The 25813-nt window shown below is 43.8% G+C and carries 18 protein-coding genes and 2 pseudogenes; 13 read left to right on the plus strand and 7 right to left on the minus strand.

Features of this window, described 5'->3' with window-relative positions; translation table 11 throughout:
- Positions 1 to 441: 441 nt before the first annotated feature.
- From NI467_RS02790 to NI467_RS02815, 6 genes are all read left to right on the plus strand, one after another.
- Complete coding sequence (locus NI467_RS02790) at positions 442 to 1035, plus strand: LysE family translocator (protein ID WP_151204898.1); 594 nt, start codon at positions 442 to 444, stop codon at positions 1033 to 1035.
- Positions 1036 to 1157: 122 nt separating this feature from the next.
- Entirely contained in the window at positions 1158 to 1727 is a 570-nt protein-coding gene (gene dcd, locus NI467_RS02795) for a dCTP deaminase (protein WP_004785008.1), read from the plus strand.
- Between the two features lie 238 nt (positions 1728 to 1965).
- On the plus strand, positions 1966 to 3387 hold the full coding sequence (locus NI467_RS02800; RefSeq protein ID WP_374982193.1) for a hypothetical protein: 1422 nt from the start codon (positions 1966 to 1968) through the stop codon (positions 3385 to 3387).
- A 9-nt stretch (positions 3388 to 3396) separates the two neighbouring features.
- Positions 3397 to 4110 (plus strand): hypothetical protein, encoded by a 714-nt coding sequence (locus NI467_RS02805; protein WP_374982192.1) that lies wholly within the window; start codon positions 3397 to 3399, stop codon positions 4108 to 4110.
- Between the two features lie 26 nt (positions 4111 to 4136).
- The gene (locus NI467_RS02810) at positions 4137 to 6308 is read left to right on the plus strand and encodes a DUF6160 family protein (RefSeq protein WP_253150773.1); all 2172 of its coding nucleotides are present in this window, start codon (positions 4137 to 4139) and stop codon (positions 6306 to 6308) included.
- Between the two features lie 20 nt (positions 6309 to 6328).
- Complete coding sequence (locus NI467_RS02815) at positions 6329 to 7699, plus strand: hypothetical protein (protein ID WP_253150782.1); 1371 nt, start codon at positions 6329 to 6331, stop codon at positions 7697 to 7699.
- A gap of 54 nt (positions 7700 to 7753) precedes the next feature.
- Here the strand turns inward: NI467_RS02815 and NI467_RS02820 are convergent, their stop codons facing one another.
- The 4 genes from NI467_RS02820 to NI467_RS02835 all read right to left on the minus strand — a co-directional run bounded on the left by NI467_RS02820 (position 7754) and on the right by NI467_RS02835 (position 14517).
- A complete protein-coding gene (locus tag NI467_RS02820; protein ID WP_253150784.1) occupies positions 7754 to 9472 on the minus strand; it encodes a proline--tRNA ligase in 1719 nt (572 codons plus the stop codon).
- Positions 9473 to 9567: 95 nt separating this feature from the next.
- Positions 9568 to 12675 (minus strand): efflux RND transporter permease subunit, encoded by a 3108-nt coding sequence (locus NI467_RS02825; RefSeq protein WP_253150786.1) that lies wholly within the window; start codon positions 12673 to 12675, stop codon positions 9568 to 9570.
- Between the two features lie 18 nt (positions 12676 to 12693).
- Positions 12694 to 13818: an efflux RND transporter periplasmic adaptor subunit gene (locus NI467_RS02830; protein ID WP_253150788.1), complete on the minus strand. Its 1125-nt coding sequence runs from the start codon at positions 13816 to 13818 to the stop codon at positions 12694 to 12696.
- 51 nt (positions 13819 to 13869) lie between these two features.
- Positions 13870 to 14517 carry a hypothetical protein gene (locus NI467_RS02835; RefSeq protein WP_151205790.1) on the minus strand — a complete coding sequence of 216 codons (648 nt, stop codon included), beginning with the start codon at positions 14515 to 14517 and terminating at the stop codon, positions 13870 to 13872.
- 285 nt (positions 14518 to 14802) lie between these two features.
- Here NI467_RS02835 and pilG point away from each other — a divergent pair, with 285 nt between their 5' ends.
- The 7 genes and pseudogenes from pilG (at position 14803) to NI467_RS02865 (ending at position 23315) form a co-directional block, all read left to right on the plus strand.
- Positions 14803 to 15186, plus strand: coding sequence for a twitching motility response regulator PilG (pilG, locus tag NI467_RS02840; protein WP_004784987.1), 384 nt, complete (start codon positions 14803 to 14805; stop codon positions 15184 to 15186).
- Positions 15187 to 15209: 23 nt separating this feature from the next.
- The gene (locus tag NI467_RS02845) at positions 15210 to 15578 is read left to right on the plus strand and encodes a response regulator (RefSeq protein ID WP_151204718.1); all 369 of its coding nucleotides are present in this window, start codon (positions 15210 to 15212) and stop codon (positions 15576 to 15578) included.
- A 5-nt stretch (positions 15579 to 15583) separates the two neighbouring features.
- A complete protein-coding gene (locus NI467_RS02850) occupies positions 15584 to 16120 on the plus strand; it encodes a chemotaxis protein CheW (RefSeq protein ID WP_253150790.1) in 537 nt (178 codons plus the stop codon).
- Between the two features lie 46 nt (positions 16121 to 16166).
- Positions 16167 to 18239 (plus strand): methyl-accepting chemotaxis protein, encoded by a 2073-nt coding sequence (locus NI467_RS02855; protein ID WP_253150792.1) that lies wholly within the window; start codon positions 16167 to 16169, stop codon positions 18237 to 18239.
- Positions 18240 to 18407: 168 nt separating this feature from the next.
- A pseudogene (locus tag NI467_RS14870) lies at positions 18408 to 18954 on the plus strand (Hpt domain-containing protein); the annotation flags it as partial.
- A gap of 62 nt (positions 18955 to 19016) precedes the next feature.
- Positions 19017 to 22856: pseudogene (locus tag NI467_RS02860) on the plus strand (Hpt domain-containing protein); the annotation flags it as partial.
- Positions 22857 to 23315 carry a hypothetical protein gene (locus NI467_RS02865; RefSeq protein WP_253150796.1) on the plus strand — a complete coding sequence of 153 codons (459 nt, stop codon included), beginning with the start codon at positions 22857 to 22859 and terminating at the stop codon, positions 23313 to 23315. It begins immediately after the preceding pseudogene.
- A gap of 59 nt (positions 23316 to 23374) precedes the next feature.
- On the opposite strand, the gene dapE is transcribed toward NI467_RS02865, so the two are convergent.
- The 3 genes from dapE to NI467_RS02880 all read right to left on the minus strand — a co-directional run bounded on the left by dapE (position 23375) and on the right by NI467_RS02880 (position 25771).
- On the minus strand, positions 23375 to 24511 hold the full coding sequence (gene dapE / locus NI467_RS02870; protein WP_253150798.1) for a succinyl-diaminopimelate desuccinylase: 1137 nt from the start codon (positions 24509 to 24511) through the stop codon (positions 23375 to 23377).
- 119 nt (positions 24512 to 24630) lie between these two features.
- Complete coding sequence (locus tag NI467_RS02875) at positions 24631 to 24780, minus strand: entericidin A/B family lipoprotein (protein ID WP_151204724.1); 150 nt, start codon at positions 24778 to 24780, stop codon at positions 24631 to 24633.
- 115 nt (positions 24781 to 24895) lie between these two features.
- Positions 24896 to 25771, minus strand: a complete 876-nt coding sequence (locus NI467_RS02880; RefSeq protein ID WP_253150806.1) for a DUF1853 family protein — start codon at positions 25769 to 25771, stop codon at positions 24896 to 24898.
- Between the last annotated feature and the right edge of the window lie 42 nt (positions 25772 to 25813).

Raw genomic sequence — 25813 nt, forward strand, 5'->3', positions numbered from 1 at the left:
TAAATGTATAGCGGAAATTTAACCATGAGGAGTGAGGTAAAAGTTGCTCCAACCACAATATCTTTTCATAGGAGTGTCCAAAGTTCATACACAAGGCCAAAGGTTTTTGATTGGTTAAACTTTAATCAAAGATTACCAGAAATAATGATTTTTTTACGTTTTGACAATTTTTCTTTTATAGAGTGTGGATCAGTATTTCTGGAATTCTAATTCCGAATACGCTCATTGAAACCTCTACTTTTTAGCAGTTTTACTATTTGCTTATAGCTTTATAAATTGACAAAATTGACAAAAAGTAAACTTTCTTATATTTCTAAACAACTACTTAATAGTAAATAGAAAAATAAAATATAAAGTTTTTTAATATGTTCGCTTACAATTATTTTTTTGCAGATTTGACTGGATTATTTTATGCTGCAGGCATAAGAGCGAGGTCAAGCTATGGTTTCATGGTTTTTTATTGGTTTGGTGATAAGTATTCTATTAACACCCGGCCCAACCAATACTTTATTGGCATCGTCGGGCATCCAGGTCGGGTTTAAGAAAGCTTTTCGTCTTATTCCTGCAGAAGCCTTCGGTTATTTGATTGCAATTACTTTTTGGGGCATTTTAATCGGAAAGATCTCGGTTTATTTTCCTCCACTTCCCCATATTCTCAAGCTGTTTAGTGCAGCCTATATTCTTTTTCTGGCCCTGAAATTATGGCGTACGGCAGAGCTGGATGAAAATTTTGAGCAGCTAACCATTCGTGCACGTGAATTGTTTTTTGCGACTTTACTGAACCCTAAAGCATTACTGTTTGCTTCGGCTATTTTTCCGGTGATGGTTTGGAAAAGCAGTCTCTATTATGTGACTTATATGCTGGTATTCTTGGCCTTACTGATTCCAATTGCATTTTTCTGGACATTTTTGGGCACAATTCTGGCGCGTAAAAACAATCGCTGGCTAAATCAGAAGAACCTGCAAAAGACCGCTTCGATTATTTTAATGAGCTTTTCTGTGCCTTTAAGCTACTCCGCACTGCTTAGCTTATAAACCAGAAAAAGTGACGAATGTTTGTGAAATTTACTTGTCAGGATTTCACTTATTTTCATTACTGCCAATTTCAGTTAAAGTACGTCGTAATTACTTATATTTAAGATTTTTGGATTATATCAATGGCAATTAAGTCTGATCGTTGGATTCGCGAAATGAGCGAAAAACACGGCATGATTGAACCGTATGCAGAAAACCAGATTCGTCTGGATGAAAATGGTCAAAAACTGATTTCTTATGGCGTTTCAAGCTATGGCTATGACGTGCGCTGTGCACGTGAATTCAAAGTGTTTACCAATGTTCATTCTGCAATTGTCGATCCAAAGAACTTTGATGAAAAAAGCTTTATCGATATTGAGTCGGATGTATGTATTATTCCACCGAACTCATTTGCTTTGGCGCGTACAGTAGAATATTTCCGTATTCCACGAAATGTACTCACCGTTTGCTTGGGTAAATCGACCTATGCGCGTTGCGGAATTATTGTAAACGTTACTCCGCTTGAACCAGAGTGGGAGGGTCATGTCACGCTTGAATTTTCAAACACGACCAATTTGCCTGCCCGTATTTATGCGGGTGAAGGGGTGGCGCAAATGCTGTTTTTTGAATCAGATGAAGTGTGTGAAACATCTTACAAAGACCGTGGCGGTAAATATCAAGGTCAGACCGGTGTGACGCTGCCGAAAGCTTAAATGCTTTTAAAAGATAGATCAAAAAGCGAGGCATTGGCCTCGCTTTTTTTATTCTTTCATTCATCGGAAACTCGGAATTTCTGCTCTTTTGACTTTGGTAATTACACAAAAAATAAGCATAATGGATAATCAATATAAAAAAGATGCGTGATGCATCATTTAACAAAAAATAAAGTGTGGTAGCTAGGAAGCTAAAGGATAAAGATGCGGAGCATCAGATAAGAAAAGGATAGTGATGATGAAGAAGAACAGCAGGCACTTGACTATTAAAAAGATGTGCTTAGCCACCATGTTGTGTATGTTTTCAATGCCGCCAGCCTTCGCGATGCAGCAGCTTTCTGATGATACGATGTCAGATACCACAGGTGAAGGAATTGCAATTTTACCTGAGGATTTTAAACTTGTTTTTCAAATGCCGAATGATAAGTCTACAGGTTCCAGTTATAACCACCCTTTGACAGGTACGGGTGCTACGGATCCAAGCCAATTTGATACCGGTTTTATTCGAATTATTCCGGTGGGGGAAGATTATTCAAGATATGTCAACTCAAACGAGAATCTGGCAGAAAAGCGCACCAAGGCTGATGTTTTTATTTATGGTCTAGCACTTTCACGAACTAATGATAATTTAAATCAAAGATTTAGTAATACAGGTTTTACCTGGGGTTCAGATGCTAACCCTTGGGTGGTACGAGCAGGTACGCAATCGAATGTAAAGCAATTTATAAATACCAATAATGGGGATGTTAGTTATCTGTCAATTGAAGCTCCTCTGGCACGAGAAGGGGTATATGAAGAAGATAACAATATTAAGCTAGGATACTGGCTGGATGCTTTTTCACGTAAGTGGGGCTCAAATAATCAAGTAGATGAGATTACAGGTGCACCGACAGTTGCTGCGGATTTACCCACCGACCAGCGTATTCGACTTCAACTGGTTGCAAACGGATTAAGCTTAAGTGGTTCTCAGGTCCGTCTCTTTCAAACCCAAGCCTCACCTGTGGCACAGCAGAACCAAACACTCGGTATGGCCAGCTTAATACGGCAGAATACCCATGATAATCCAGCGTCATTAACCTTTAATAAAGGTTCGAATGGCGAAGCAACCAACCTGGCAGACTTAAATAAAAAAGCCCTGCGTATTAGTACGGCGGCGATTGATGATGGCACAGCATCGACACCTGCACTAAATCGTTCGTATGCCCCCATCTTTCACGCCACTGAAGGCTTATATCTTTATAGCCCTAATATCAACCTGGTCTTTGGTAATATGTATCAACCCTTTATTGTTGGCTCAGAAGGCAATAATATCGTTTTGGAAGTTACACGGATTCCAAACGTACCTGATATTTATAATAAAATTTATACGGACTATTCTAGTGAAGCTTCTAAAGCCGCTACTTTATGTAATGTAGCCTCTTGTGGCAGCCAAACCTCCATGATTAATAATATCAAATATCAGGCCAATACAGCGACTCACAGTAGTATCAGTGTGGGAAGTGTCGCAATTAATAACAAGCTGCTGGAAGCAAATAAAAATGATAATGCAACTGGTATCGTGTTTAGGGGACCTACCAATACAGCTCCAGTAAACTTGGGCTCTGTGGTGATTGATGGTGTGCTGATTCAACATCTGAAGTTTAAAACGACAGGCCTGTAGGAGATGAGCATGAAGCTGAAAATGTTATTTGCTGCCGTACTTATTGTACCTTCATGGGCCTATGCGGCATTAGAAAGTCTGAATAATGAAGAAATGGTCGCTATTAGTGGGAAAGGCACAGAGATTTTAGGAGGGGCAGATTTAAGCTGGACCTTATCTTTAAATCATCAGTATGCCAGTGACCTCAGTAAAAAAGAGATTTCATTAATTAATGGTTTTGAAGCGAACGGGATTGCCAAGGTGACGCAAGCCTATTATCGCATGACGAATAATCTGGAGTGTCCATTACTGGAATTATGCCGGTTGGCTATTTCTCCAAATAACCATACGGAAAAACAGCCGGATGGTTCAATAGCCAAAAAATGGCTGGTCTTTAAGCAAATTCAGGGCACATTACAGATTGATCAGTTCACCTTAAGTGGTACTACATTTATCAATCAATATAATAATCCGCAAAGCGCTATGCGCTTAACATTCTATGATGATAAACCACTTAAAATCAGAAATTTAGGTTTTAAAAGTTTATCGATTGAAGCGGGTGATGAAGGATATTTTAATACCACTAAATATGAAACTTATGCAACAGGCAAGAATGTTCCTCAATTTGACCAAGGGCAGGAAAAGGGCTTCATGGGTTTGAATATTCATGGCAATATGCACATGAATGGAAATATAAAAATATTTAGCGTCAACTGTACGGGCGATGGAGCAAGCCGTTGCTAGCTTGGTAGAAGAATAAGGATATTAGAATGAAAACTAAATCGCAGTTCAAATTACTCACCGTCTGTATATGTATGGCACAGCAGAGCTATGCTCTGGAATTGATTAAAGATCAGGACTTAGGCAGTGTGACTGGTCAAGATGGGATTATTATTACCCATGAAATTTCAAAAGCGGAAGTCAATCAGGTGAACTGGTATGACCCTAATCCCATCTCAAATACAAAAATGGGTTTAGGTCTACATCATGTAAAAATTGAAGGAATTAAGCAAAAGCCTATTATTAGTACTTTTGCTATGGATGTCGGAGCAACCGAGAAGGGGGCTGGATTAAGACTTGAAGCCAGTGTAGATCCGCTCCAGCTCAAAGCTGATCTGAATATTGTAAAAAATAATTGTAATGAGGCTCCTTGTGTACAAAGCAAGCAGAATCTGGGTGAGTTAGGAATTGATATGAAATCTCCTTTCAATCTGGTTCTGCAAACTACATCAGGCCTATTTAACAAAGATAGCAAAACCCATATCAATTTTCAGTTGAAAAACACCTCAATTAGCCACAGTTTAAATAGCAATAGCTTGATATTAAATGATTTCAACTTCAATTTTGAAGGGGAAGGATATATGTATGTGGATGCCAAGGAAGGGGTGGTTTTAGCAACGTCTAATGGTATTGAAGGGATTGATAAAAATACAGTTAACCTGAATAAAGTTGGAAATAACCCAGGTGTAAATATAGATTTTCGCTATAGTACACCATCGAATGAGCGTAAAAATATTATCCGTATGGGCGCTTCAGGTGCAGTTACCAATGCCAAAATTTTCTTAAATGCTGATCAGGCAGGTATTAAAAACTTTGGTACACCTGGTCGCTCCTCATCAAGCACAAGTTATAGTGAACTGGGGAGTGGGGGACTGCATTTTGGAGTGGCGGCAGATTTTTTAAGTAAAGGTCATACCGCATTAAAATCTGGCCAGATGCCTACAACACTTGAAATTGGCCACACGGGTACAGGAAGTTATGCAATTGAGTTTTCAAGATTAAGGGCATTAACCCAGCAGGCGAATGCTTCTATTAATTTTGGCGATATTTATATAAATACAATCCAAAAAGCCAAAACACTTGATTTTGTCATTAATAAAAATATGCAGGATACTCTGGCGAAGGCAAGCCCAATTTTAGCGCAGACTTTAAATAATACGACTGAGGGTGGTGATTTTGCCCTGATTGCCATACGGGGCATGGATTTCCAGACCATTGCCTCACGTGCACGTTTCATTTCACAGACTGCTCCAGCAAATAATGATACTGGAACCTGGGGAATTGGTATTCCTATTTATAATCTGAATGCCAATCTTGCACTGACAGGAGCAACTTATGGCACAGAGCATAAAAAAGGTATTGCCTACAATCTTATGGCTTCAACCGACGGATACGGGGTTGATGGTCCAAAAGGCCCAAGTACTACTTCTATGATCTTGGTTGATGGGCACAATGGGGTACATGGTGAAGCGGTCAACTATTATGCGGGTTTGCGTAATATTGATACTTTTATTGAGTCTCAGGGCGTAATTGGTTATGAAGATGAAGGAATCTATATTCGGGCAGACAAGTTGCTTTTTGCAGCAAATGCGGAAATTGCAGTTGGTCAGTTGCCAGGTTCAAAATATAATTGTGCCAGTTCAGTTTCAGCTAAATGTAATGGTGTCATAGCAGATGATATTTTTGCTAAGAAAGAGGATGTTTTAAATACATTGGCCTTTAAATTAGATGGTAAGGGTGAGCTCATGATTATTCCGGGTGTAGAAAGTATCAACGCAACGCCCGAAACCAATTTTTTATCGCTCAAGGCCAATTTTGAATTTACTCCATTAACAGAATCCTCACCCGAATATTTAGGGAGTTATATCAGTTTAAGCACTGAAGATACGATTGCGGGTGTAACTAAAAAATCAAGTTTAAATTTAAATAAATTACAGGGTCATGTGGGTTTAAACGGGCAAATTTATTTAAAGGAAAATGCTGTAGCCTTGGACACTCAGGTGCAACTGAATTATAAGTCAACCTTGTCCAATAGAGGGCATGGTGTACCTTTTAAAGCTGAAATGGCGATGTCACCTTCAGGTACGACTATGCAAAAAATTGCGGATATCGCAATTACGGGTGGCACATTAAGAAGTACGCTGGGAATTACACCGCGATAAAAAGAATAAAGGATAGAATTATGAAAAAATCTTTAATTGCATTACTGGTGGGTACATTTACTGGTTTCTCTCATACCTACGCGATGACCATATTAAATGATGAGCAATTATCTGAAGTAGAGGGCCAAGCTTTAATCAACCTTGAATACCAGAAAGGAATTAGTGCCACTGATGCACAAGGTAAATCTTATAATCAAACCAATATGGGATTTTATAAACTTGCTCTTAGTGCTGAAATGGAACTGAATGCCAATATTAAAAAACTACAGCTAGGCTGTGGTGGTGAAAATAATGCTATTCGTGCCGCAAGTTGTGATATTGATATTGATAATCTTGGTTTGAGCGGCTTGCCCTTAAATGCGGATGGCAGCATTAATACAAATTATACAGCTGATCAACGAGCAGCCTCTTCAGCTAAAATTACCAATCCTTTTGTCCAGATTGCGATTAAAAATCCAGATTCGGCAGCAACCAGACAGGTTCTTGGCTTCCGCGTGAGTGCAGAGAAAATTGCAGGACTGTTAACTTTGGGTACACATAATGACCAGGATGCAAAAGGTAATGGTATTCCGAATGGAATTAATAGCTTTAGTGGTTATATGAAAACCAAAACGGCATCCGGTGTAGCTGTAACAGGTAGTCGTTCTATGACTTATGCAGATACCCAGTTAAAGATTAATGGGGAAGTTTCAGGACGTTTATTGGGCAGTAGCTCGGGTACAACTTGTGTAGGTGGTTTTTTAGATCCTTGTCATAATGTTTCTTATACCTCTGATTCTTATAATTTAAACTTATCTTCAACTTCTGCTCCTTTTACAATTAACTCTACCATTGTATCTGGGACGCGAATGAAAGATGTAATGTTAAAAGGCAGTGGTACAGTTGGGAAGATTGATTTTAGTGGGCAATTAACGGCTAAAGTATTAGGACTCTTAAATTTAGATAAGCAGGTATCGGGTAATATTACAGGCTTGAAAACAGATATTACTGTGAATCAGAGTTTGGGCTTAATTCATGCTCTGTATTTGAATAATCCTGCCTCATTATCTTTACAAGCTGAAAGTATCTTATGGCCGGGTGCGGCTGTCGGGGCAAATAAAGGTTGGTGGCTGGCAATGGAGGATGAAGTCGAACTTGGAAGTTTGAGCCCAAATACTGAAGTTGCAATTACGGATGAAGTCTTGAAGCAAACCATTGCTGGGATTAATAAAGATTTAACGGAGAACCCGCGAAATTGTGGCAACCTTTTAACAGGATGTATAGGTGGTTCCGCATTAGTGGTTGGTAATGTGCCTATGGGTTCTACAACTTTAGATTTCCCTTTAACCAACTTGAGTCTGCAAGGACAAAACTTTAAACCAAACTGCTTTGGCGGGCATAGATTCTGCTAACGAATGCCTATAAAAAATCCCGCTATTTGAGCGGGATTTTTATTTTGACAAGAATTATTTGGCAATTTTAGCCAGTAATTCTTCTTTAGACAGGTTGACTGATTCTGCATCACGACGACCTTTGTATTCAAAGGTGCCTGCATCCAAACCTTTTTCTCCGACCACGATCCGGTGTGGAATGCCGGTTAACTCAAGATCAGAGAATTTTACGCCTGGGCGCTCATTACGGTCATCCAGAAGCACATCAAAGCCCGCAGCTTGAAGCTCAGTATAGAGTGCTTCGGCAGCTTCCAGAGTGCGTGGTGATTTATGTGCATTCATTGGCACAATCGCAACTTCAAATGGTGCAATGGCCATTGGCCAGATAATGCCTTTTTCATCAAAGTTCTGCTCAATGGCAGAAGCAACCACACGGGTTACACCAATACCGTAACAACCCATGGTCACAGTGAACGGCTTGCCATCTTCACCGAGAACTTTACAGCCTAAAGCTTCAGAGTATTTTTTACCTAGCTGGAAGATATGACCGACTTCGATACCACGTTTAATTTGAAGTACGCCTTTACCATCTGGAGAAGGATCGCCTTCCACCACATTACGCAGGTCATAAACTTCAGTAAACTGTGCATCACGCTCCCAGTTGACACCAGTCGCATGTTTGTCCGCTTCATTGGCACCCGCAACAAAGTCAGAAAGTACAGACGCAGCACGATCAACGATGACGGTAATCCCTTTTTCAACCAGACCCTGTGGGCCTACAAAACCGGCAGTCAAACCAAGCGCTTTGATTTGCTCTTCAGTGGCAAATGTCAGCGGGGCAGCAATTAAAGGATGCTTTTCAGCTTTAATTTCATTTAGCTCGTGATCACCTCGGAGGAATAATGCAACCACTGGTACAGCTTTGGCTTCTTCAGTAGCAACACCTTGAACCAGCAGGGCTTTAACTGAATGCGCAGGATCAGTCGCTAAGAATGCAGAGACATCAGCAATGGTCTTTTGATTGGGAGTCTCAACAATTTTCAGTGCTTGAGTTGGAGCAGCACGCTCACCGACTAAAATTGCTTCAGCCATTTCAATATTGGCTGCATAGTCTGATTCAGTTGAGAATGCAATATCATCTTCACCGCTAGAAGCCAAAACATGGAATTCGTGCGAACCAGACCCCCCGATTGAACCTGTATCTGCCTGTACCGGACGAAAATCCAGACCTAAACGGCTAAAGATTTTGCAGTAGGCCTCATACATTGCATCATAGGTTTTTTGCAGTGATTCCTGATTGGCATGGAAAGAATAAGCATCTTTCATGATGAATTCACGTGAACGCATGACACCAAAACGTGGACGAATTTCATCACGGAATTTGGTTTGTACCTGATAGAAGTTGACTGGCAGCTGTTTGTAGCTCTTTAATTCATTACGTGCCAGATCCGTGATGACCTCTTCATGCGTTGGACCCAGCACAAAAGGAGTGTCATGACGATCTTTAAAGCGTAACAGTTCAGGACCATATTCTACATAACGGCCAGACTCTTCCCAAAGTGAAGCCGGTTGGGTTACAGGCATAAAGACTTCAAGTGAACCAGCATTATTCATTTCTTCACGAACGATCGCAGCCACTTTATTTAATACGCGAACGCCCATCGGCAGCCAAGTGTATAGACCTGAAGCCAACTTACGAATCATACCGGCACGAAGCATCAGTTGATGTGAAATAACTTCAGCATCATTCGGGGTTTCTCTTAACGTTGCAAATAAAAAGCGACTCGCGCGCATGGAAACTGTCCTAAAAATTAAGCGTTAAAGCAGAGATTATACAATAAAAAATGAGGTGATCATTTTTGAATATCACCTCATGCTTGTGATTTAAATTATGACATGATTTTACGCATATGGCGCAGCATAAAATTCTTTAAATCATCCAGGTAGGTGAAAATTACCGGTACTACCACCAAGGTAAGCAGGGTCGAGGTAATGACTCCGCCAATGACTGCATGTGCCATAGGCGCACTTTGCTCTCCACCTTCGCCTAGTCCAAGTGCAAGCGGCACCATACCCATGACCATGGCACTGGTGGTCATCAGAATAGGACGTAAACGGGTTTTGCCGGCTGCAATAATGGCTTCATAACGCGCTTCCCCCCGGTCCATCGCCTTTTTAATAAAGTCAATCAGCAGAATCGCATTCTTGGTGACCAAGCCCATTAACATGATAATGCCAATGATCGAGAACAGGTTCATGGTCGAGTTAAACAGGAAAAGGGCTAAAAATACTCCGACCAGTGATAACGGCAGGGAGGCCATAATGGCGGCGGGATGAATAAAACTGTTGAACTGCGAACCCAATACAATATAAATAAATACGATCGATAAGGTAATTGCGGTTAGGGCATAACCGGCAGATTCGGCCATATCGGCATTTGAGCCTTGAGTATCGAAGCTATAACCAGGCGGAAGCTCGAAACTGGCTTGCAGTTTTTCAATATCCGAGCCGATGTCGCCCGCAGGTCGGCCGGCAGTATTGGCTTCAACCAGTACTTCACGTGCCAGATCACGCCGGTTAATCTGTGAAGCGCCAAGTTTTTCCTCAAAATTTGCCACGCTGGATAGCGGAATCAGGATTGGTTGCCCCGCAGCATCAGTTTTATTTGAAGTGATGTACATGTTCTGTAAATCACCTGGAAGCGTACGTTGGTCTTCAGTGAGACGCAAGTTGACATCATAGGTTTCGCCTTGTTCATCTTGCCAGGTAGTGACGTCATCACCAGCAATCAGAGGGCGGACGACATTGGCAATCTGGTTGACCGATAAACCGAGATCACTGGCCAGAACACGATTAACCTGTATGTTTAAAGTTGGTTTAGGGGCTTTTAAGGAGGACTCTAAATCGACAATACCCTCGATTTTAGTCATTTCCTGCATAAAGCGATCAGAAATTTTCTGTAATTCACTCAGTTCAGGCCCTTTAATTGAAATCATAATTGGCTTTTGACCGCCAGATACGGTTTCATCGGCAGAAGCCACCGAGGTAACCATAATACCGGCCACCGATTGTAGGCGATGACGGAATTCATTATTTAAATCATTCAGTGTTTTTTCGCGTTCAGTGCGTGGGGTAACGCTTACACGCAGACTGACATGGTTTTTACCGCGGTCGGTGACACCATTAATCACGCCATAGGTCGCACGCACATCCGGATGCTGACGGATAATAGCATCCACTTGTTGCAGCTTGGCTTGTGAGTATTCAAGAGAGGCGTCGACCGGTGTTTCAAATTTGATGCGGATTTCACCTTTGTCGGGGACGGGTACAAATTCAGTGCCGATCAGTTTGGACAGTCCTAATGCACCGACCAGAGAAGCGAATGCAATCAGGAGCGTAAGCAGCCTGAAGCGCAGAGCCAGCTTGAGCAGTTTTTCATAGACCTGGCTTAAATTGTCCAGGTGATGTGAAATCCACATGAAAAAGCGTTTAACTGCTCCAGGACGTTTGTCCGGATCTTTTTGCTTTTCTGCCCAATGCGCAGAAAGCATCGGATCGAGCGTAAAACTGACAAACATGGAAATGAGAACGGCGGTGCTGACTGTCACCCCAAACTGATAGAAAAAACGTCCAATAATCCCGCCCATAAAGGCGACAGGCAGAAAGACTGCGACAATGGTCAATGTCGTAGCCAGAACAGCAAGGCCGATTTCTTGGGTACCTTCCAGGGCTGCGGTAACATGATCTTTGCCCATATCGGCATGCCGGACAATATTTTCCCGTACCACAATCGCATCATCAATCAGCAGACCAATACTGAGGGAGAGAGCCAATAAGGTCATCATATTGATGGTAAAGCCAAAGGCCCAGATAAAAGTCAGAGTACCCAGCAGGGCAATCGGTAAGGTCAGGCCGGTAATCACGGTCGAACGGAATGAACCTAAGAATAGCAGGACAATCAATACCGCAAGCACAGCGCCTTCAATGATGGTGCGCGCCACATCGCTAATCGTGCCACGAATACTTTTCGAAGCATCTACCACGACTTCCAAACTGGTGCCTGAGGGTAATTGAGTTTTGATGCTTTCCAGCGTCTTATAAGTCTGATCCACGACCTCAATCACATTGGCGTCCGAGCTACGCAAAATATCAATGGCGACAGCAGCCTTGCCATCCAGAAAAGCCCCTGTTTCAAGCTCGGCCTGACTGTCTTCAATTTGTGCAATCTGTTTCAGGAAGATGGGCGCACCATTTTTGTTGGCAACAATTAAATCTCCAAAGGCCAGGGGATGCAGGACTTTAGAATTGATCTCAATCACCAGTTCAGAATTGCCAGATTTTAAAGTACCACCCGGCACTTCAATATTCTCAGCTTTAAGGGTATTTATCACACTGTCTACCCCAATCCCGAAAGCACGCAGTTTTTCAGGTTCAACCTGAATCCGGATTTGACGTTGTGCATCACCGAGCAGGTTCACGGTGCCTACGCCGGGAACGGTGCGCAGCTGTGGCACAATCCGCTGATCCAGGTAAGAGCTGAGGGCTTTTAAGTCCATATTGTCTGACTTGAAGACAATCGACATAATGGCATTCGCTGTCGGGTCATAGCGCTCGACTACAGGTTCCTGAATTTCATCACGAAATTCGGCTGTTACCGACGCAATTTTGTCCCGCACATCCTGAGCGGCTGTGGTGGAGGGAATATCCAGATTGAATTCGGCCGTGATCATCGACAAGCCTTCACTGGATTGGGAAATTACCTGTTTTAAACCAGAAATGGTATTGATCTGATCCTCAAGTTTTTTGGTAATTTCTGATTCAACCGTTTCAGGAGATGCACCCGGATAAGTGGTATATACCACCACAAACGGAAAGTCGACATCCGGGAACTCCTCTACTCCCATCCGTTGCCAGGAAGCCAGCCCCAGTACCATCAAACAGAACATCATCATAATGGTGAAGACTGGGTATTTCACACTGATTCGGGTAAACCACATAGTAATAATCCTGTCAGATTAGGGAGAACCCAAAGTCACGGCCTTGTTCAGATCTGCTTCGGTAAAAGCAATACGACTGACCTGATCGCCTGTTTCCAAGCCTCTGACCACGGCGATATTATCGTTATAGTGTTGCTCCAATATCTCTATATTGACTCGCTTGATCTTGTTTTGACGAATTACCCAGACAAAGGGCTGGTTTTGAATATTCTGGATGGTATCCAGAGGAAGTATTTGTCCTGACAGCTGCCGCGAGCTTAAAATAGAGCCATCAACAAAAGAACCAATACTTAAAGAAGAGATGCTTTCATTCGGAGCTGCAAAGAATTCGATCTGGCGACTGGCCTGATCGGCAATCGGGGAGACCCGGCTAATGACTGCGGTGAGCTGATCCGGATTGCCTTGAAGCCGGTATTCAATTCGATGACCCGGGCGCAGGCTGGCCTGCATGTCACTCGGTACACGTGCTTGAATCTCCACCTGATTCGGATCCACAATTTCAAATAGGGTTTGGCCCACTGCGACTGTTTGTCCAGGCTCAACCTGACGCTGAGTAATTACACCGTTCATAGGGCTGGTGATTATTCCATCATGATCAGCCTTTTCAGCAATATCTACATTGGCTTGCTGGGCGTGTACATTTTCCAGTTGGGCCCGGTAGTCTACCTGGCTTTGCTCATATTCAACTTGAGAAATAAAGCCCTGATCCAGCAGGCGTTTCTTTCGCTGCATCATAGTGCGGGCCTGATTGGCCTGCGCCTGAGTCGCAGCCAGATTGGCACGTGCCTGAGCCAGACGGGCTGCATTATCCTGATTGTTTAACCGGACCAGAAGCTGCCCCTTGGTCACTGTCTGACCTACTTGGGCATTGACGCTGGTAGCCGTTGCTGTGACCTGGGCCTGAATACTGCTTTGATTTACGGCACGAATTGTACCGGTAAAAGCGGTTTTCTGGACTGAATTTCCGGCTTTCACCGCCACCAGATCTTGAGGAATCAGTTCAATTGTTTGGGGAGTCGTTGCTTGTGGGGCTGACTCATTTTGACTACAGCCAAGTAGCAGTAAATTTAAGCAAAGTGCACTCATCATCAAAACTGAGCGCGGAGAGGGCATATCCAAAAGATGAGGCTGTGCAGATTGCATAAGAGTCCTTCATACTTGTGGTCGCCAAAAGCAACGACAAGTTTTATATGTTTATTCAAGTGCTTGTAAACGAGCAATAATTCTGTCGTATTCTGCTTCCAGGTTTCGATAGCGACTTTGTAAAGACTGAATATTCTCTTTTTGGAAAGTGAGATTTTTCTGGTTGTTTTGCAGGCTGGTTTTTAAAGCCGCAGGCGGTGCTTTGCCTTTACGTAAATATTCACGTTCCTGACGTACAAACATGATCCGGTCTTTTTGTAACTGCTTCATTTGTTCCTGTTGAAAGTTAATCTGCTTTTTCAACTGATTCAGGGCTTCGGTCTTTTTCTGGGAGGCTATATGGCTGCTGTTATAGGCACGTTTAAGTTTCTGGTCCTCGGCCAGACGCTTCGCCTGCTGGGCACGTTGCGGTGCCTGCTTGATATCCAGCTCGGCATTATAAGGACGCGCGCGCTTAATCACCTGCATATTCTGATCAAGTGCTTCATAACCATAATGAATATGATTGGGGGTGACATTGGTGCTGATATTGGCCACACCTTTGCTGTCATAATAGCGATACCAGGTGGCTTTTTGTGGGTTTTGCTGGGTATTGGCATAGCTCAGGCTCACCTGCGCAAATAAGGCAAGTACAAGAATGAATTGGCCAGTCATTTTATTTTTATCAATGACAGCAAGTTTTTCCGAAAACTGACCCATCATTGGCTCCCCAAATTTAAAGTTGACTAAATTACTTATTTTAAAGTAATAATATGGTTATATTAGACTCAAATTCTTCAATAAAAAACCACCGTTAATCAAAAAAAAATCACCAGTATAAATAAAGTGTGAAGCAGTTCTTGTAATTTGTAAACTATGCCAACTTGTACAAAAAATGCTCATTGATAATATAAGTAAGTTTGTGTTAAAAATGTTAGCGAATCGTAATAAAATAATGCTATCAGCCTTATGGCATATCATTTCTAAAAGGGGACGGGGCAATAAATGGATGATAAATTCCAGAATTTAAAAGTTATGGTCATTGATGACTCAAAAACAATTCGCCGTACCGCAGAAACTTTACTGCAACGCGAAGGCTATGAAGTCGTCACTGCCGTTGATGGTTTTGAAGCATTGTCTAAAATTGCAGAAGCCAATCCGGATATTGTTTTTGTCGATATCATGATGCCGCGTCTGGATGGCTATCAAACCTGTGCCTTGATCAAAAACTCACAGAACTATCAGAATATTCCTGTGATTATGCTTTCGAGTAAAGACGGTTTATTTGATCAGGCCAAAGGTCGTGTTGTCGGTTCGGATGAATATTTAACTAAACCTTTCAGTAAAGATGAATTGCTTAACGCAATCCGTAACCACATTAGTGCTTAATATTTGATTTTTTGGGGAATGGCATGGCACGTATCTTAATTGTAGATGACTCACCGACAGAAACCTTTCGCTTTAGAGAGATTCTTAGCAAACATGGCTTTGAGGTGATTGAAGCAGCCAATGGCGCCGATGGGGTCACCATGGCGCAGGCAGAGTTGCCTGATCTGGTGCTGATGGATGTAGTAATGCCGGGGGTAAACGGCTTTCAGGCGACCCGTCAGATTGCGCGTGGCGAAACCACCAAGCATATTCCGATTGTGATCGTAAGTACCAAGGATCAGGCCACTGACCGCGTTTGGGGTAAACGGCAGGGTGCTGCGGACTACTTGACCAAGCCTGTTGATGAACAACAATTAATTGATGTGATTAAGCAACACCTCAATGCAGGATAAGCTCTATGGCAGCAAATGGATTTATCGAATTGCTTCGCATTGCGAAACGGGGGAATAAAAACTACGTTTCCAATGAAAATGAAGTCAACCGATGGTCAGGTATCGCTTTTGAGATGATGGGGCAATATTTTGTTGCGCCGCTGGGGGAAGTATCTGAAGTGATCTATCCTCCAAAATATACGCCAGTTCCTAATACGCAATCCTGGGTGTTAGGTTTGGCGAATATCCGGGGAAGACTGTTGTCTGTTTCTGATCTGGCACAGTATGTTTTGGGGCATGCCAGTCAGTTTTTGCCTACTCAAAAAGTATTATGTATACATCATAATGACCATTATGTCGGCTTGGTCGTTGATCAAGTTTTGGGGATTCAACACTTTAACAAGAAAAGTTTCTTTTCTAAGACCACTGAATTGGATAAAAACCTGCAAGATTACTGTCAGGGATTTTTTCACCAGCATAACCAGCAATGGCATGTCTTCTTATTCAGTCGTTTGTTGCAAAATCCAAAATTTATGAACGCGTCAATAAAATTTATAAATTAAACGTCGCACACGAAAGTAATAAAGGCGTAAATCGGGGAGAAGCTGCATGGGCTTTAAACTTAAAAAAAAGAATACAGGTGAAAGTACCAGCCGCAAAAGTGGCAATGCTTTTTTAGCCAAGATTCAATCACAAACAGATCAGTTATCACGTGTATTTGGTGACAGTGAAAAGTCTAAGCCGCTTATTTACGGGGCAATAGGCTGTCTACTCGCGGCACTCATTACCTTGCTATATCTTTTCTATAGCGTGCCACGTACCAACCAGCTGACTCAAAGTCTGGGTGATTTACGCCTACTTTCGCAAATGATTTCACGTCAGGCGACAGAAGCCACTGCTTCGGGAACACCTGAAGCGATGAAAAGCCTGACCGAATCACAAAAAGCGTTTGCTGAAAATTTGGAAACAGTGAAAAGTATTCACCCGGACAATGATGCACTGGATACGGTGAACCAACAGTGGAGCAAGATGTCATCTAATATTGACCTGATTGCATCGCAACAAAAAATCATTAACCAGCTGTATGATACTAACATCGCGATTGGTGAAGCCATCCCGGGAATTCAGGCAGAATATAACCTGATGGTTGACCAGATGGCGCGTCAGAACATGCCTTCTAACCAGGTTGTTATTGCGAAAAACCAGGTATTTATTGCAGAACGTATCTTGCGTTCAATCAGTTTGGTATTGACGGGTAGCGATGGTTCCCGTGAATCAGCGGATGACTTCAGTGCCGATACGGAAACTTTTGGTTCTTATTTGAATGCCCAATTGAACGGTTCTGCTGAACTGGGTGTAGAACGTGTCAATGATCCGAACCTGCGTGAATCTCTGGAAGGAATCAAGGCTGAATATGATGATGTATTGCAGTCTGCGTCTGCAACGATCCTGAAAAACTCGACTCAAATTGTCAACGTTCGTCAAGCTTCTGCTGCGGTTTTCACCGAATCTGATGTGCTGCTGAATAATCTGAATAAGCTGTCAAGCAAAGCCGGTCTGACAACGATTCTTCCAGCGGTTTTATTAATTCTGTTATTGATTGGCTTCCTGATCTGTGTATTCAAACTGCTATCCCTGCGTGGAGCATCGGATAAACAGCGTGTAACACGCCTGCAAGATGAATATGACCGTAACCAGAATGCGATTCTACGTTTACTGGACGAGATTGCTGACCTTGCAGATGGTGACTTACGTTCATATGCGACAGTATCTGAAGACTTTACCGGTGCGATTGCCGACTCGATTAACTTTGCGATTGACCAGTTACGTGATCTGGTATCACGTATTACCGAAACTTCACATGAAGTAGCGCAATATACGGCAACCACACAAAGCATTACCAACCAGTTAGCGGAAGCTTCTGAACACCAGGCCCAAGAAATTGCCGGTGCTTCTGCTGCAATTAACGAAATGGCAATGTCGATTGACCAGGTATCTTCAAACGCTGAAGAATCTGCCATGGTTGCGGAACGTTCGGTACAAATTGCTGCCAATGGTGCAGACGTTGTAAACCGCTCAATTGAGGGGATGGACACCATTCGTGAACAGATTCAGGAAACCTCGAAGCGTATTAAACGTCTGGGTGAATCTTCACAGGAAATTGGTAACATCGTTGCCCTGATTAACGATATTGCTGACCAGACCAACATTCTCGCCTTGAACGCTGCAATTCAAGCGTCGATGGCAGGTGAGGCCGGTCGTGGTTTCGCGGTTGTCGCGGATGAAGTACAACGTCTTGCGGAACGTTCTGCCTCTGCAACCAAGCAGATTGAAGGCCTGGTGAAAACGATTCAGACTGATACCAACGAAGCCGTAATTTCGATGGAACAAACCACAGCCGAGGTTGTGCGTGGTGCGAACCTGTCTAAAGACGCCGGTGTAGCACTGGACGAGATTCAAACTGTATCGAACAACTTGGCAAAACTGATCGCAAGCATTTCTGATGCAGCAAAGCTGCAGTCTGCTTCTGCAGGTCATATTGCGACCACGATGAACGTGGTTCAGGAAATTACGTCGCAAACCACGAGTGCAACTTTTGACACAGCACGTTCTGTTTCTGAGTTGGCAAACATGGCCGATGCATTACGTGAATCTGTATCTGACTTTAAACTGCCAGAATAAAGTTAGAGCATATGGGGGAAATGTGCCTTGATCTAGGTTGAGGCACATTGGGACATACAGATAAAGCCTCGACAAGATGTACTTAACTTCATAACGTTAGGTCTCGCGTGACGATGACAATTAAGTTTGAGCGCCCTTCTTGGCGGCACAACGTAAGAAGCATGAGCTATGAAAGAAATATTAAAAAATTTAGTTGAAACGACAACGCTTCCTGAAGATAGTTATCTTGATCAAGATGCAGAAATTCTTGAAATCTTTGTTGAAGAAATCGAAGAGATCTTCGTTGAGTTAAATGCTTTATTTCCAGAATGGTTTGCCAATCCAGGTCAGCAGGAGACGCTGACTACGATTCGTCGCCATTTCCATACCCTGAAAGGTTCAGGGCGGATGGTAGGGGCAAAAACAGCCGGGGAAATTGCGTGGACGGTTGAGGACAGCTTAAACCGGGTTCTCTCAGGCTCGATTCAGCTAACACCGGTGATTCAGCAATATGCCAAAGCTGTACTGAATATTTACCAGTTTATTTTATATCCAAAATTTAAGCAGGTGCGGGAGCTGGATGTTGATTTGCGCCCAGTCATCCTGTTGGGACAACAATTACAACAACAAATTTCACCTGAGCCAGCTCTAGAAGAACTCTTGCAGTTGGCAGATAGCTTGACGGCTGAAGGCCAGATCACAGGTCTTGAATTGGCAGACAGTTCCGGTAGCGAGCTTGATAGTGCTCCGCTTAGTCCAGAACAGGCCGCTGAAAATCAGGACACGATGGCTCAGAATGATATTGATGAAACTGTCGCAATCTTTATTGAAGAAGCAGAAGAGCATCTTGAAACAATTGCCAGATTCCTGGGCAATGAAGATGAAAAAACTCAGGATTATAATGCCCTGATTCGTGCCATTCATACTTTACGTGGCAGTTCATCCATGGCGCAAATCGAGCAGATTTTTGATGCCAGCTCCAAAGTAGAACATTTGTTTAAAACTCTGGTACAGGATGAAATCGTTTCGACCTCTAAAGAGACGGCTTTATTGATCCAGTATGCTGAATTTATCAGTGATTATTTGCATTTATTGGGCCAGAGTGAGCAGGAAGCCCTGAACAAGGTCTATGCTACTTTCATCAAGGTTTGGGATGATTATGGCTATGCAGCCAGTGAAGCAGATCGTCCGGAAACTCAAGGTCTGGTTTCCAAACTGGTTGAGCTGAATATTGATCTGTTGCTGGATGCCGAGTTTGAGTTTGATAAACGTGCCCAGATGGATTATCCGGAATATATTCAGGCTTTAAGCCAGCAGGCAGCAGAACTGCTTGCACATACCGATAATCGCGCAGCACTTGGCATCCATGAGTTTACTGCTGATCTGAAACTGGCCTATGATGCCTTGCTGGAAAAGCCGGTACTGCTCGGCAGTAATTATGCTTATGAGCTGTTTGCGCAGGCGCATCAGGAATTCATCCATCTGTTTGATACACTGGCAGCGGGACAGCGGGTGATCTTAAGCGAACAAGTGCATAAGACCCTGGGCGAACTGTCGGCATTTGTACAGCAGGATCTGGAAATCTTGAAGGATGAGTGTACAGAAACTCCGGTAGAAAATACGTTCATTCAAACAGAGCCATTAGCTGAAGCCGCTACTACGGGCAGTGTGGATTTTGCTGTATTAAGCCAGCGGATTGCCGCAGACCGTCAGCTGCTTGAAAGTAGTGAGGCACAGCGTGACTTTGATGAAGACCTGCTGAATATTTTCCTGGAAGAAGCAGATGAATTGTTGGTCAGTATTGATGAAGACCTGAATAGCTGGACCAAAAAACAAAATGACACGGCTTCATTAAATAATCTGATGCGCCATTTGCATACCTTGAAAGGGGGCGCAAACATGATTATGGCGTCACATATTGGTGCAATTGCGCATGAACTGGAAAGTATTTATGAGCGGATTATTCGCCAGCAAATTCAGGTCACTCCCGCTTTAATCCAGATGATTCGTCTGGTACAGGACAACGTTTCTGACCGTATCCAGGCGATGCGTGATGAAGGCATTGACTATCCGGCACCTGAAGCGATTGCAATTCTGCAAAATATTCAGACGCTGGCAGCAGGACAGGCGGTTGAGACACCTGTTGAAACGGGAGTACCAGCAAGTGTTGAGCTGGAGAATACAGCGCAGGCTGATGCGCTGGGTGATTTAGCAAATGAGCTGATATCTGAAAAACCGGCAGCAATAGAATCTGGTCTTGAACTGGCGGCAGTTGCTGCCGAGCTTTCGGCAGAGGATGAGCTGAAATCTATCGTTGAAGAAAGCTTCCTGGAAGAATCTGAAGAAGTTCTCGACAATGCAGAAAAATTGCTGAAGCAATGGTTTGAACAGCGTAGTGACCGTAGCTTGTTACTACAATTACAACGTGCCGCCCACAGTATTAAAGGTGGCGCACGTATGATTGACAATGAAACGGTTGCGAGCATTGCCTATGAGCTGGAAACTACTTTCGAGCAGTTTGCAGTCTATCATTTTAACTCGAATGCGTATGATGGCCTGTTGCAAAAAACGCTGGCCTGGCTAAAACAGGCAATTTTCCAGCGCGACTATAGCAATGTTGAGCAGATTCAAAGCGGTCTGGCAAAGATCCAGTATGTAGATGTAACGGCACAATTACCTGAACACCTGGCCAAAACTGAACATCTGGCTGCGGTTCCTAGTTTCGAGTTTATAGAAGGTGATGGTACTGAACCACCTCAGATGATGGGTGAGTGGGCGCATACGGGTACAGGTGATACTAGCAATGAGATGATCCGTATCTCGGCCGATCTGGTGGAGAAGATGATCGACCTGTCAGGTGAGAACGCGATTAACCGTTCCCGTATCGAGATGGATTTGGGGCAGCTGGGCAATACCCTGAACGAGATGGAGCTTGCGATCAAGCGTCTGGCCGATCAGTTACGCCGAATGGAAGGTGAGCTGGAATCCCAGATTATTGCCAAACACGGTTCAGAAAACTCGCGTTATGCAGACTTTGACCCACTGGAAATGGACCAATATTCTTCTTTGAACCAGCTGTCTAAATCTCTGGCGGAGTCGGCATCTGACTTGGTGGATTTCAAAAGTACCCTGGCAGACAAGATTCGTGAAACTGAAGGCTTGTTATTGCAACAGTCACGGATTCAGGCCGAGATTCAGGAGAGCCTGATGCGTACCCGTCTGGTTCCATTTGACCGCATGCTGCCGCGCTTGCAACGTATTGTACGTCAGACATCGACCAGCTTGAGCCGTCCTGCCGAATTAATCGTACAGAATAGTGAGGGGGAATTGGACCGTAATATTCTGGAACGTCTGGTGACTCCATTTGAGCATATGCTGCGTAATGCGATTGACCATGGTCTGGAAGATCGCGCTGAGCGTCTTGCACTGCACAAGCCGGAAGTGGGCGCTATTGTATTAAATATTAGCCGCCAAGGAACAGATGTTATCGTTTCCTTCAGTGATGACGGTAAAGGCATTGATGCCGGAAAGATTCGGGAAAAGGCTCTTGGCCTGGGCCTCATCAAAGAAGATCAGATGCTGGATCAGGAAGAAATCTTGCAGCTGATTTTCCATCCTGGCTTTAGTACTGCCACAGCGGTTACCCAGATTTCCGGTCGTGGGGTCGGGCTGGATGTCGTACAAAGTCAGATCAAGCTGCTCGGCGGTCATGTCTCGGTGACATCCGAGTTAGGCAAGGGAACCACCTTCAGCATTCGCGTTCCTACAACAGTGGCGGTCAGCGATGCCCTGATGGTGAAAGTGGGCGATCAGCAATATGCCATTCCACTGGCCCAGATTGACCGTATTGTCCGTATTGCGCCGTCAACACTGGAAACTTACTTTAATAGTAAAGATGACCACTTCAAGATTGATAATGAAAATTACAAGCTACGTTCTTTGTCCGAATTTGTTGCCAATCAGCCAATTCCACGTCTGAACAATATCGGTCATTCACTTCCGGTACTGCTGATCAAAGGCAATAGTGGTCAGACCATTGCCTTGCTGGTTGATCAGCTGGTCGGCTCACGTGCCCAGATTGTCGTGAAACCAGTGGGTCAGCAGTTTGCCAATATTGGCGTAGTGGCTGGCGCAACGATTCTGGGTGATGGTCAGGTCTGTTTGATTCTGGATGGCCAGAATATTGCCCGTCAGATTCAGACCACCCAGCGTCTGAAACAGTTGCAAGATCATCGTGATAGTTCACGCTACTCGAATACACGTCGTCTGGTGATGATTGTGGATGACTCGGTGACAGTGCGTAAGGTAACTTCACGTTTGCTAGAACGTCAGGGTTATGATGTGGTAACTGCGAAAGATGGTGTCGATGCGATTGAGCAGCTTGAAAATATCCGTCCGGATCTGATGCTGCTTGATATTGAGATGCCGCGTATGGATGGTTTCGAGGTGACCAACCTGGTTCGTCACCATGATATTCACTGTAACCTGCCAATTATCATGATCACATCGCGAACCGGTGAAAAACATCGCGAACGGGCGTTCAGTCTGGGGGTTACTCACTATATGGGTAAACCGTTCCAGGAAGCAGAGTTGCTGGAGAATATTCAGGAAATCATTGCAGTACAACAGGGGTCATAGATGAGTCAGAGTAACTTAAGCAGCACGATGGCTGATCAGATTAGCCAGCAGGAATTACAGCATTTAATTACGGTCTCTACCGGATTTATTGATGCTTATATTATTGACTGTCACGGCAAAGCGCCGATGCTATTACCGCAAAATATTGTTTTGTCAGCGCTGGATAGTTCGACCCAAGTCAAAACCGTAGAGTGGCATGAAGCCAAACTGCCGGTCTATGCGGTGAATGAACCTTCTCAGCAACAGGGGGTGGCTCTGGTGATTGAAGGGGATGAAATCCACCAGCGTTTTGCCCTGATGTGCAATGAAATGCCAAAAACGATCCGTTTACGTATTTCTGAAGTGGTGGATGCGGAGCAGTCCGATCATGATCCTGCCGTATTCCAGTATGTCCGTATGGCAGAACAGTTATTCCATATCCCGAATATGGCACATATTCAGGCTACACTCGGTCTATAAGAATATAGACATAAAAAAGGAACTCTACGGAGTTCCTTTTTTATGTCTTCATCTAGCGCTTAGTGGCTCAGTAAGTTCACCAGAATCTGCTCATAAATTTCAGCCAGTGGCTCTAGATCGGCAATATCTACATGTTCATTGATCTGGTGGATGGTGGCATTCAGCACCCCAAGCTCCAGCACCTGAGCGCCAGTAGGGGCAATAAAGCGGCCGTCCGAGGTTCCACCAGAGGTAGACAGTTCGGCCTCACGACCTTTCACACTCAAGATGGCATCTTTGGCAGCATTTACCAGTTCGCCCACCGGGGTCAGAAATGGCAAGCCAGACAATGTCCAGGAAATGTCATACTCCACCCCATGACGGTCCAGAATCTCAAGGGTACGTGCCTTAAGTTCTTCGGCAGTCACTTCGGTGGAATAACGGAAGTTAAACAGCAGTTCCATGCTGCCCGGTACCACATTGGTTGCACCCGTACCGGCATTGATATTGGAAATCTGGAAAGAAGTGGCCGGGAAATAGGCATTGCCATGATCCCAGACCGTATTACATAATTCTGCAATAGCTTGAGAGGCAGTATGGATCGGATTCACTGCAAGCTGCGGATAAGCCACATGGCCTTGTTTGCCTTTAACCGTTAGATGGGCATTTAATGAACCGCGACGGCCATTTTTGATAATATCGCCGAGTTGATGTGTGCTTGATGGTTCGCCCACCAGACACCAGGTGATTTTTTCATTGCGTGCCTCCAGCGTCTCAATGACTTTTACCGTACCATTGATGGAGGGACCCTCTTCATCTGAAGTAATCAGATAGGCAATCGAGCCTTTATGATTTGGATATTTTGCTACAAAATGCTCAGTGGCCACCACCATAGCAGCTAGCGCTGTTTTCATATCGGCACTGCCACGACCATAGAGCTTGCCATCACGGATTTCTGGCTGAAATGGGTCCGAGTTCCAGGCTTGCAGATTTCCTGTAGGTACCACATCCGTATGGCCAGCAAAGCAGAATACCGGGTCTTCTGTTCCTTTACGCGCCCAGATATTATCCACATCTTCAAAGCGCATGGCTTCAATATGAAAGCCGATCTGCTTTAAACGTTCCGCCATGATCGTCTGGCAGTCATGATCCAGAGGGGTAATAGAAGGCTGGCGTAACAGTTGCAGGCTTAAGTCTAGAGTGGCAGAAGAGTCCATAGGGTATTCTTAAGTGGGTAAATTTATGGCTTCTATAATAGGGGAATATAAGCTGGAATGTGAATATGCCACATAAAAAAACCCTATCGTAGATAGGGCTTCCTGGTACTTAAAAAAACTTAATTGTGACGGATTTCTTCAGACGTTTTTTCCGCAGTATTAGTGACAGTATCTCCAGCTTTGGAAACGTCTTTTCCCAGACCTTTGAACGTATTACAACCAGTCAATACAAAAGCCATTAGCAATGAAGTAGCAAGAATTTTTTTCATCATCATCTCCATATAATCAATAATAAAATTATTATGATGTGGAACTTAGATTAGAAAATATATGTTCTAAAAAACATGAGGTTTTCATAGTGCTTCGGTTAATAGATGTAATGTTTTATAGTGACTTATGTGTAGATAAAGGAAGTAGTAAGGGATTGCGGTACATATAAAAATCTTCTTGATCTGCTTTTTTATATAATCCATCTGTCCACCAATATGGCTTTAAACTGCTCGGCTGAGCATTTGGATAAATCCATTCATGTCGTTGCAGACGATAAAAACCGGAGCTGGGATCGGGAATCTGCTGTCCCCATAAACCCAGACGCCGTCCAGTATTTACCCATGCGGGCAGGGGTTGATCAGCACGATGAAGTGGTAGATAAAGTTGGCCCTTAATCACACAAAAACGTTTTTGGATAGGATGCCCAAGCGCCTCGGTAAACTGAAACTGTTTCTGGGTAAAATGCTTCATTTTCCGGATTAAAGTATCACTGCGATTCAGTCCATACCAGTGCGGCAGGCTGAAATCGGCCTCAGCCAGATAATATTTCAGGGCGATTTCCCAGTGCTCAACCAGACCGCTATCGCTATTTAACAGTAAAAAATCCAGCTCACCCAGTGTTTTGGCGCCGTCAATTTTCTGAATACTATGTCCTAAAAGTTGGTAAGGATGATAAGCATCATCCAATAACCAGAACCAGATCAGCATTTCAAAGCGCAGGCCGAGCCGGGTGCTTTTCAGTTGCCTGACAAAATCTTCCAGTTCTTGTGGATGCTGATCTAGATATTTCAGGCGCGGATGATAGTGCTGTAGATGCTGCTGCCAGTGCTGGTTATTGTGTAGCTCAAAACCATGCACAATCGTCAGCTCATCTGGGAGTCCGGACAGGATGTTGGGGCTGCCGACAGCGAAGGCCAGTTGTCGTACCAAAGGGTGCTGATAGCATTGCCATGTTTCTACAAAATTTTGATTTAGACGGGAAAAGGGCATCACGTGACCTGTGAAAGTGCAGAAATATAACGGAGAGCAGAT

Origin of the sequence: Acinetobacter sp. S4397-1 (assembly GCF_024129285.1) — a bacterium.
Classification (GTDB): domain Bacteria; phylum Pseudomonadota; class Gammaproteobacteria; order Pseudomonadales; family Moraxellaceae; genus Acinetobacter; species Acinetobacter lwoffii_C.

Excerpts from the sequence above, each read along its gene's own strand:
- NI467_RS02790 (WP_151204898.1), top strand. The coding sequence starts at position 442 with ATGGTTTCATGGTTTTTTATTGGTTTGGTGATAAGTATTCTATTAACA.
- dcd (WP_004785008.1), top strand. The coding sequence starts at position 1,158 with ATGGCAATTAAGTCTGATCGTTGGATTCGCGAAATGAGCGAAAAACAC.
- NI467_RS02800 (WP_374982193.1), top strand. The coding sequence starts at position 1,966 with ATGAAGAAGAACAGCAGGCACTTGACTATTAAAAAGATGTGCTTAGCC.
- NI467_RS02805 (WP_374982192.1), top strand. The coding sequence starts at position 3,397 with ATGAAGCTGAAAATGTTATTTGCTGCCGTACTTATTGTACCTTCATGG.
- NI467_RS02810 (WP_253150773.1), top strand. The coding sequence starts at position 4,137 with ATGAAAACTAAATCGCAGTTCAAATTACTCACCGTCTGTATATGTATG.
- NI467_RS02815 (WP_253150782.1), top strand. The coding sequence starts at position 6,329 with ATGAAAAAATCTTTAATTGCATTACTGGTGGGTACATTTACTGGTTTC.
- NI467_RS02820 (WP_253150784.1), bottom strand. The coding sequence starts at position 9,472 with ATGCGCGCGAGTCGCTTTTTATTTGCAACGTTAAGAGAAACCCCGAAT.
- NI467_RS02825 (WP_253150786.1), bottom strand. The coding sequence starts at position 12,675 with ATGTGGTTTACCCGAATCAGTGTGAAATACCCAGTCTTCACCATTATG.
- NI467_RS02830 (WP_253150788.1), bottom strand. The coding sequence starts at position 13,818 with ATGCAATCTGCACAGCCTCATCTTTTGGATATGCCCTCTCCGCGCTCA.
- NI467_RS02835 (WP_151205790.1), bottom strand. The coding sequence starts at position 14,517 with ATGGGTCAGTTTTCGGAAAAACTTGCTGTCATTGATAAAAATAAAATG.
- pilG (WP_004784987.1), top strand. The coding sequence starts at position 14,803 with ATGGATGATAAATTCCAGAATTTAAAAGTTATGGTCATTGATGACTCA.
- NI467_RS02845 (WP_151204718.1), top strand. The coding sequence starts at position 15,210 with ATGGCACGTATCTTAATTGTAGATGACTCACCGACAGAAACCTTTCGC.
- NI467_RS02850 (WP_253150790.1), top strand. The coding sequence starts at position 15,584 with ATGGCAGCAAATGGATTTATCGAATTGCTTCGCATTGCGAAACGGGGG.
- NI467_RS02855 (WP_253150792.1), top strand. The coding sequence starts at position 16,167 with ATGGGCTTTAAACTTAAAAAAAAGAATACAGGTGAAAGTACCAGCCGC.
- NI467_RS02865 (WP_253150796.1), top strand. The coding sequence starts at position 22,857 with ATGAGTCAGAGTAACTTAAGCAGCACGATGGCTGATCAGATTAGCCAG.
- dapE (WP_253150798.1), bottom strand. The coding sequence starts at position 24,511 with ATGGACTCTTCTGCCACTCTAGACTTAAGCCTGCAACTGTTACGCCAG.
- NI467_RS02875 (WP_151204724.1), bottom strand. The coding sequence starts at position 24,780 with ATGAAAAAAATTCTTGCTACTTCATTGCTAATGGCTTTTGTATTGACT.
- NI467_RS02880 (WP_253150806.1), bottom strand. The coding sequence starts at position 25,771 with ATGCCCTTTTCCCGTCTAAATCAAAATTTTGTAGAAACATGGCAATGC.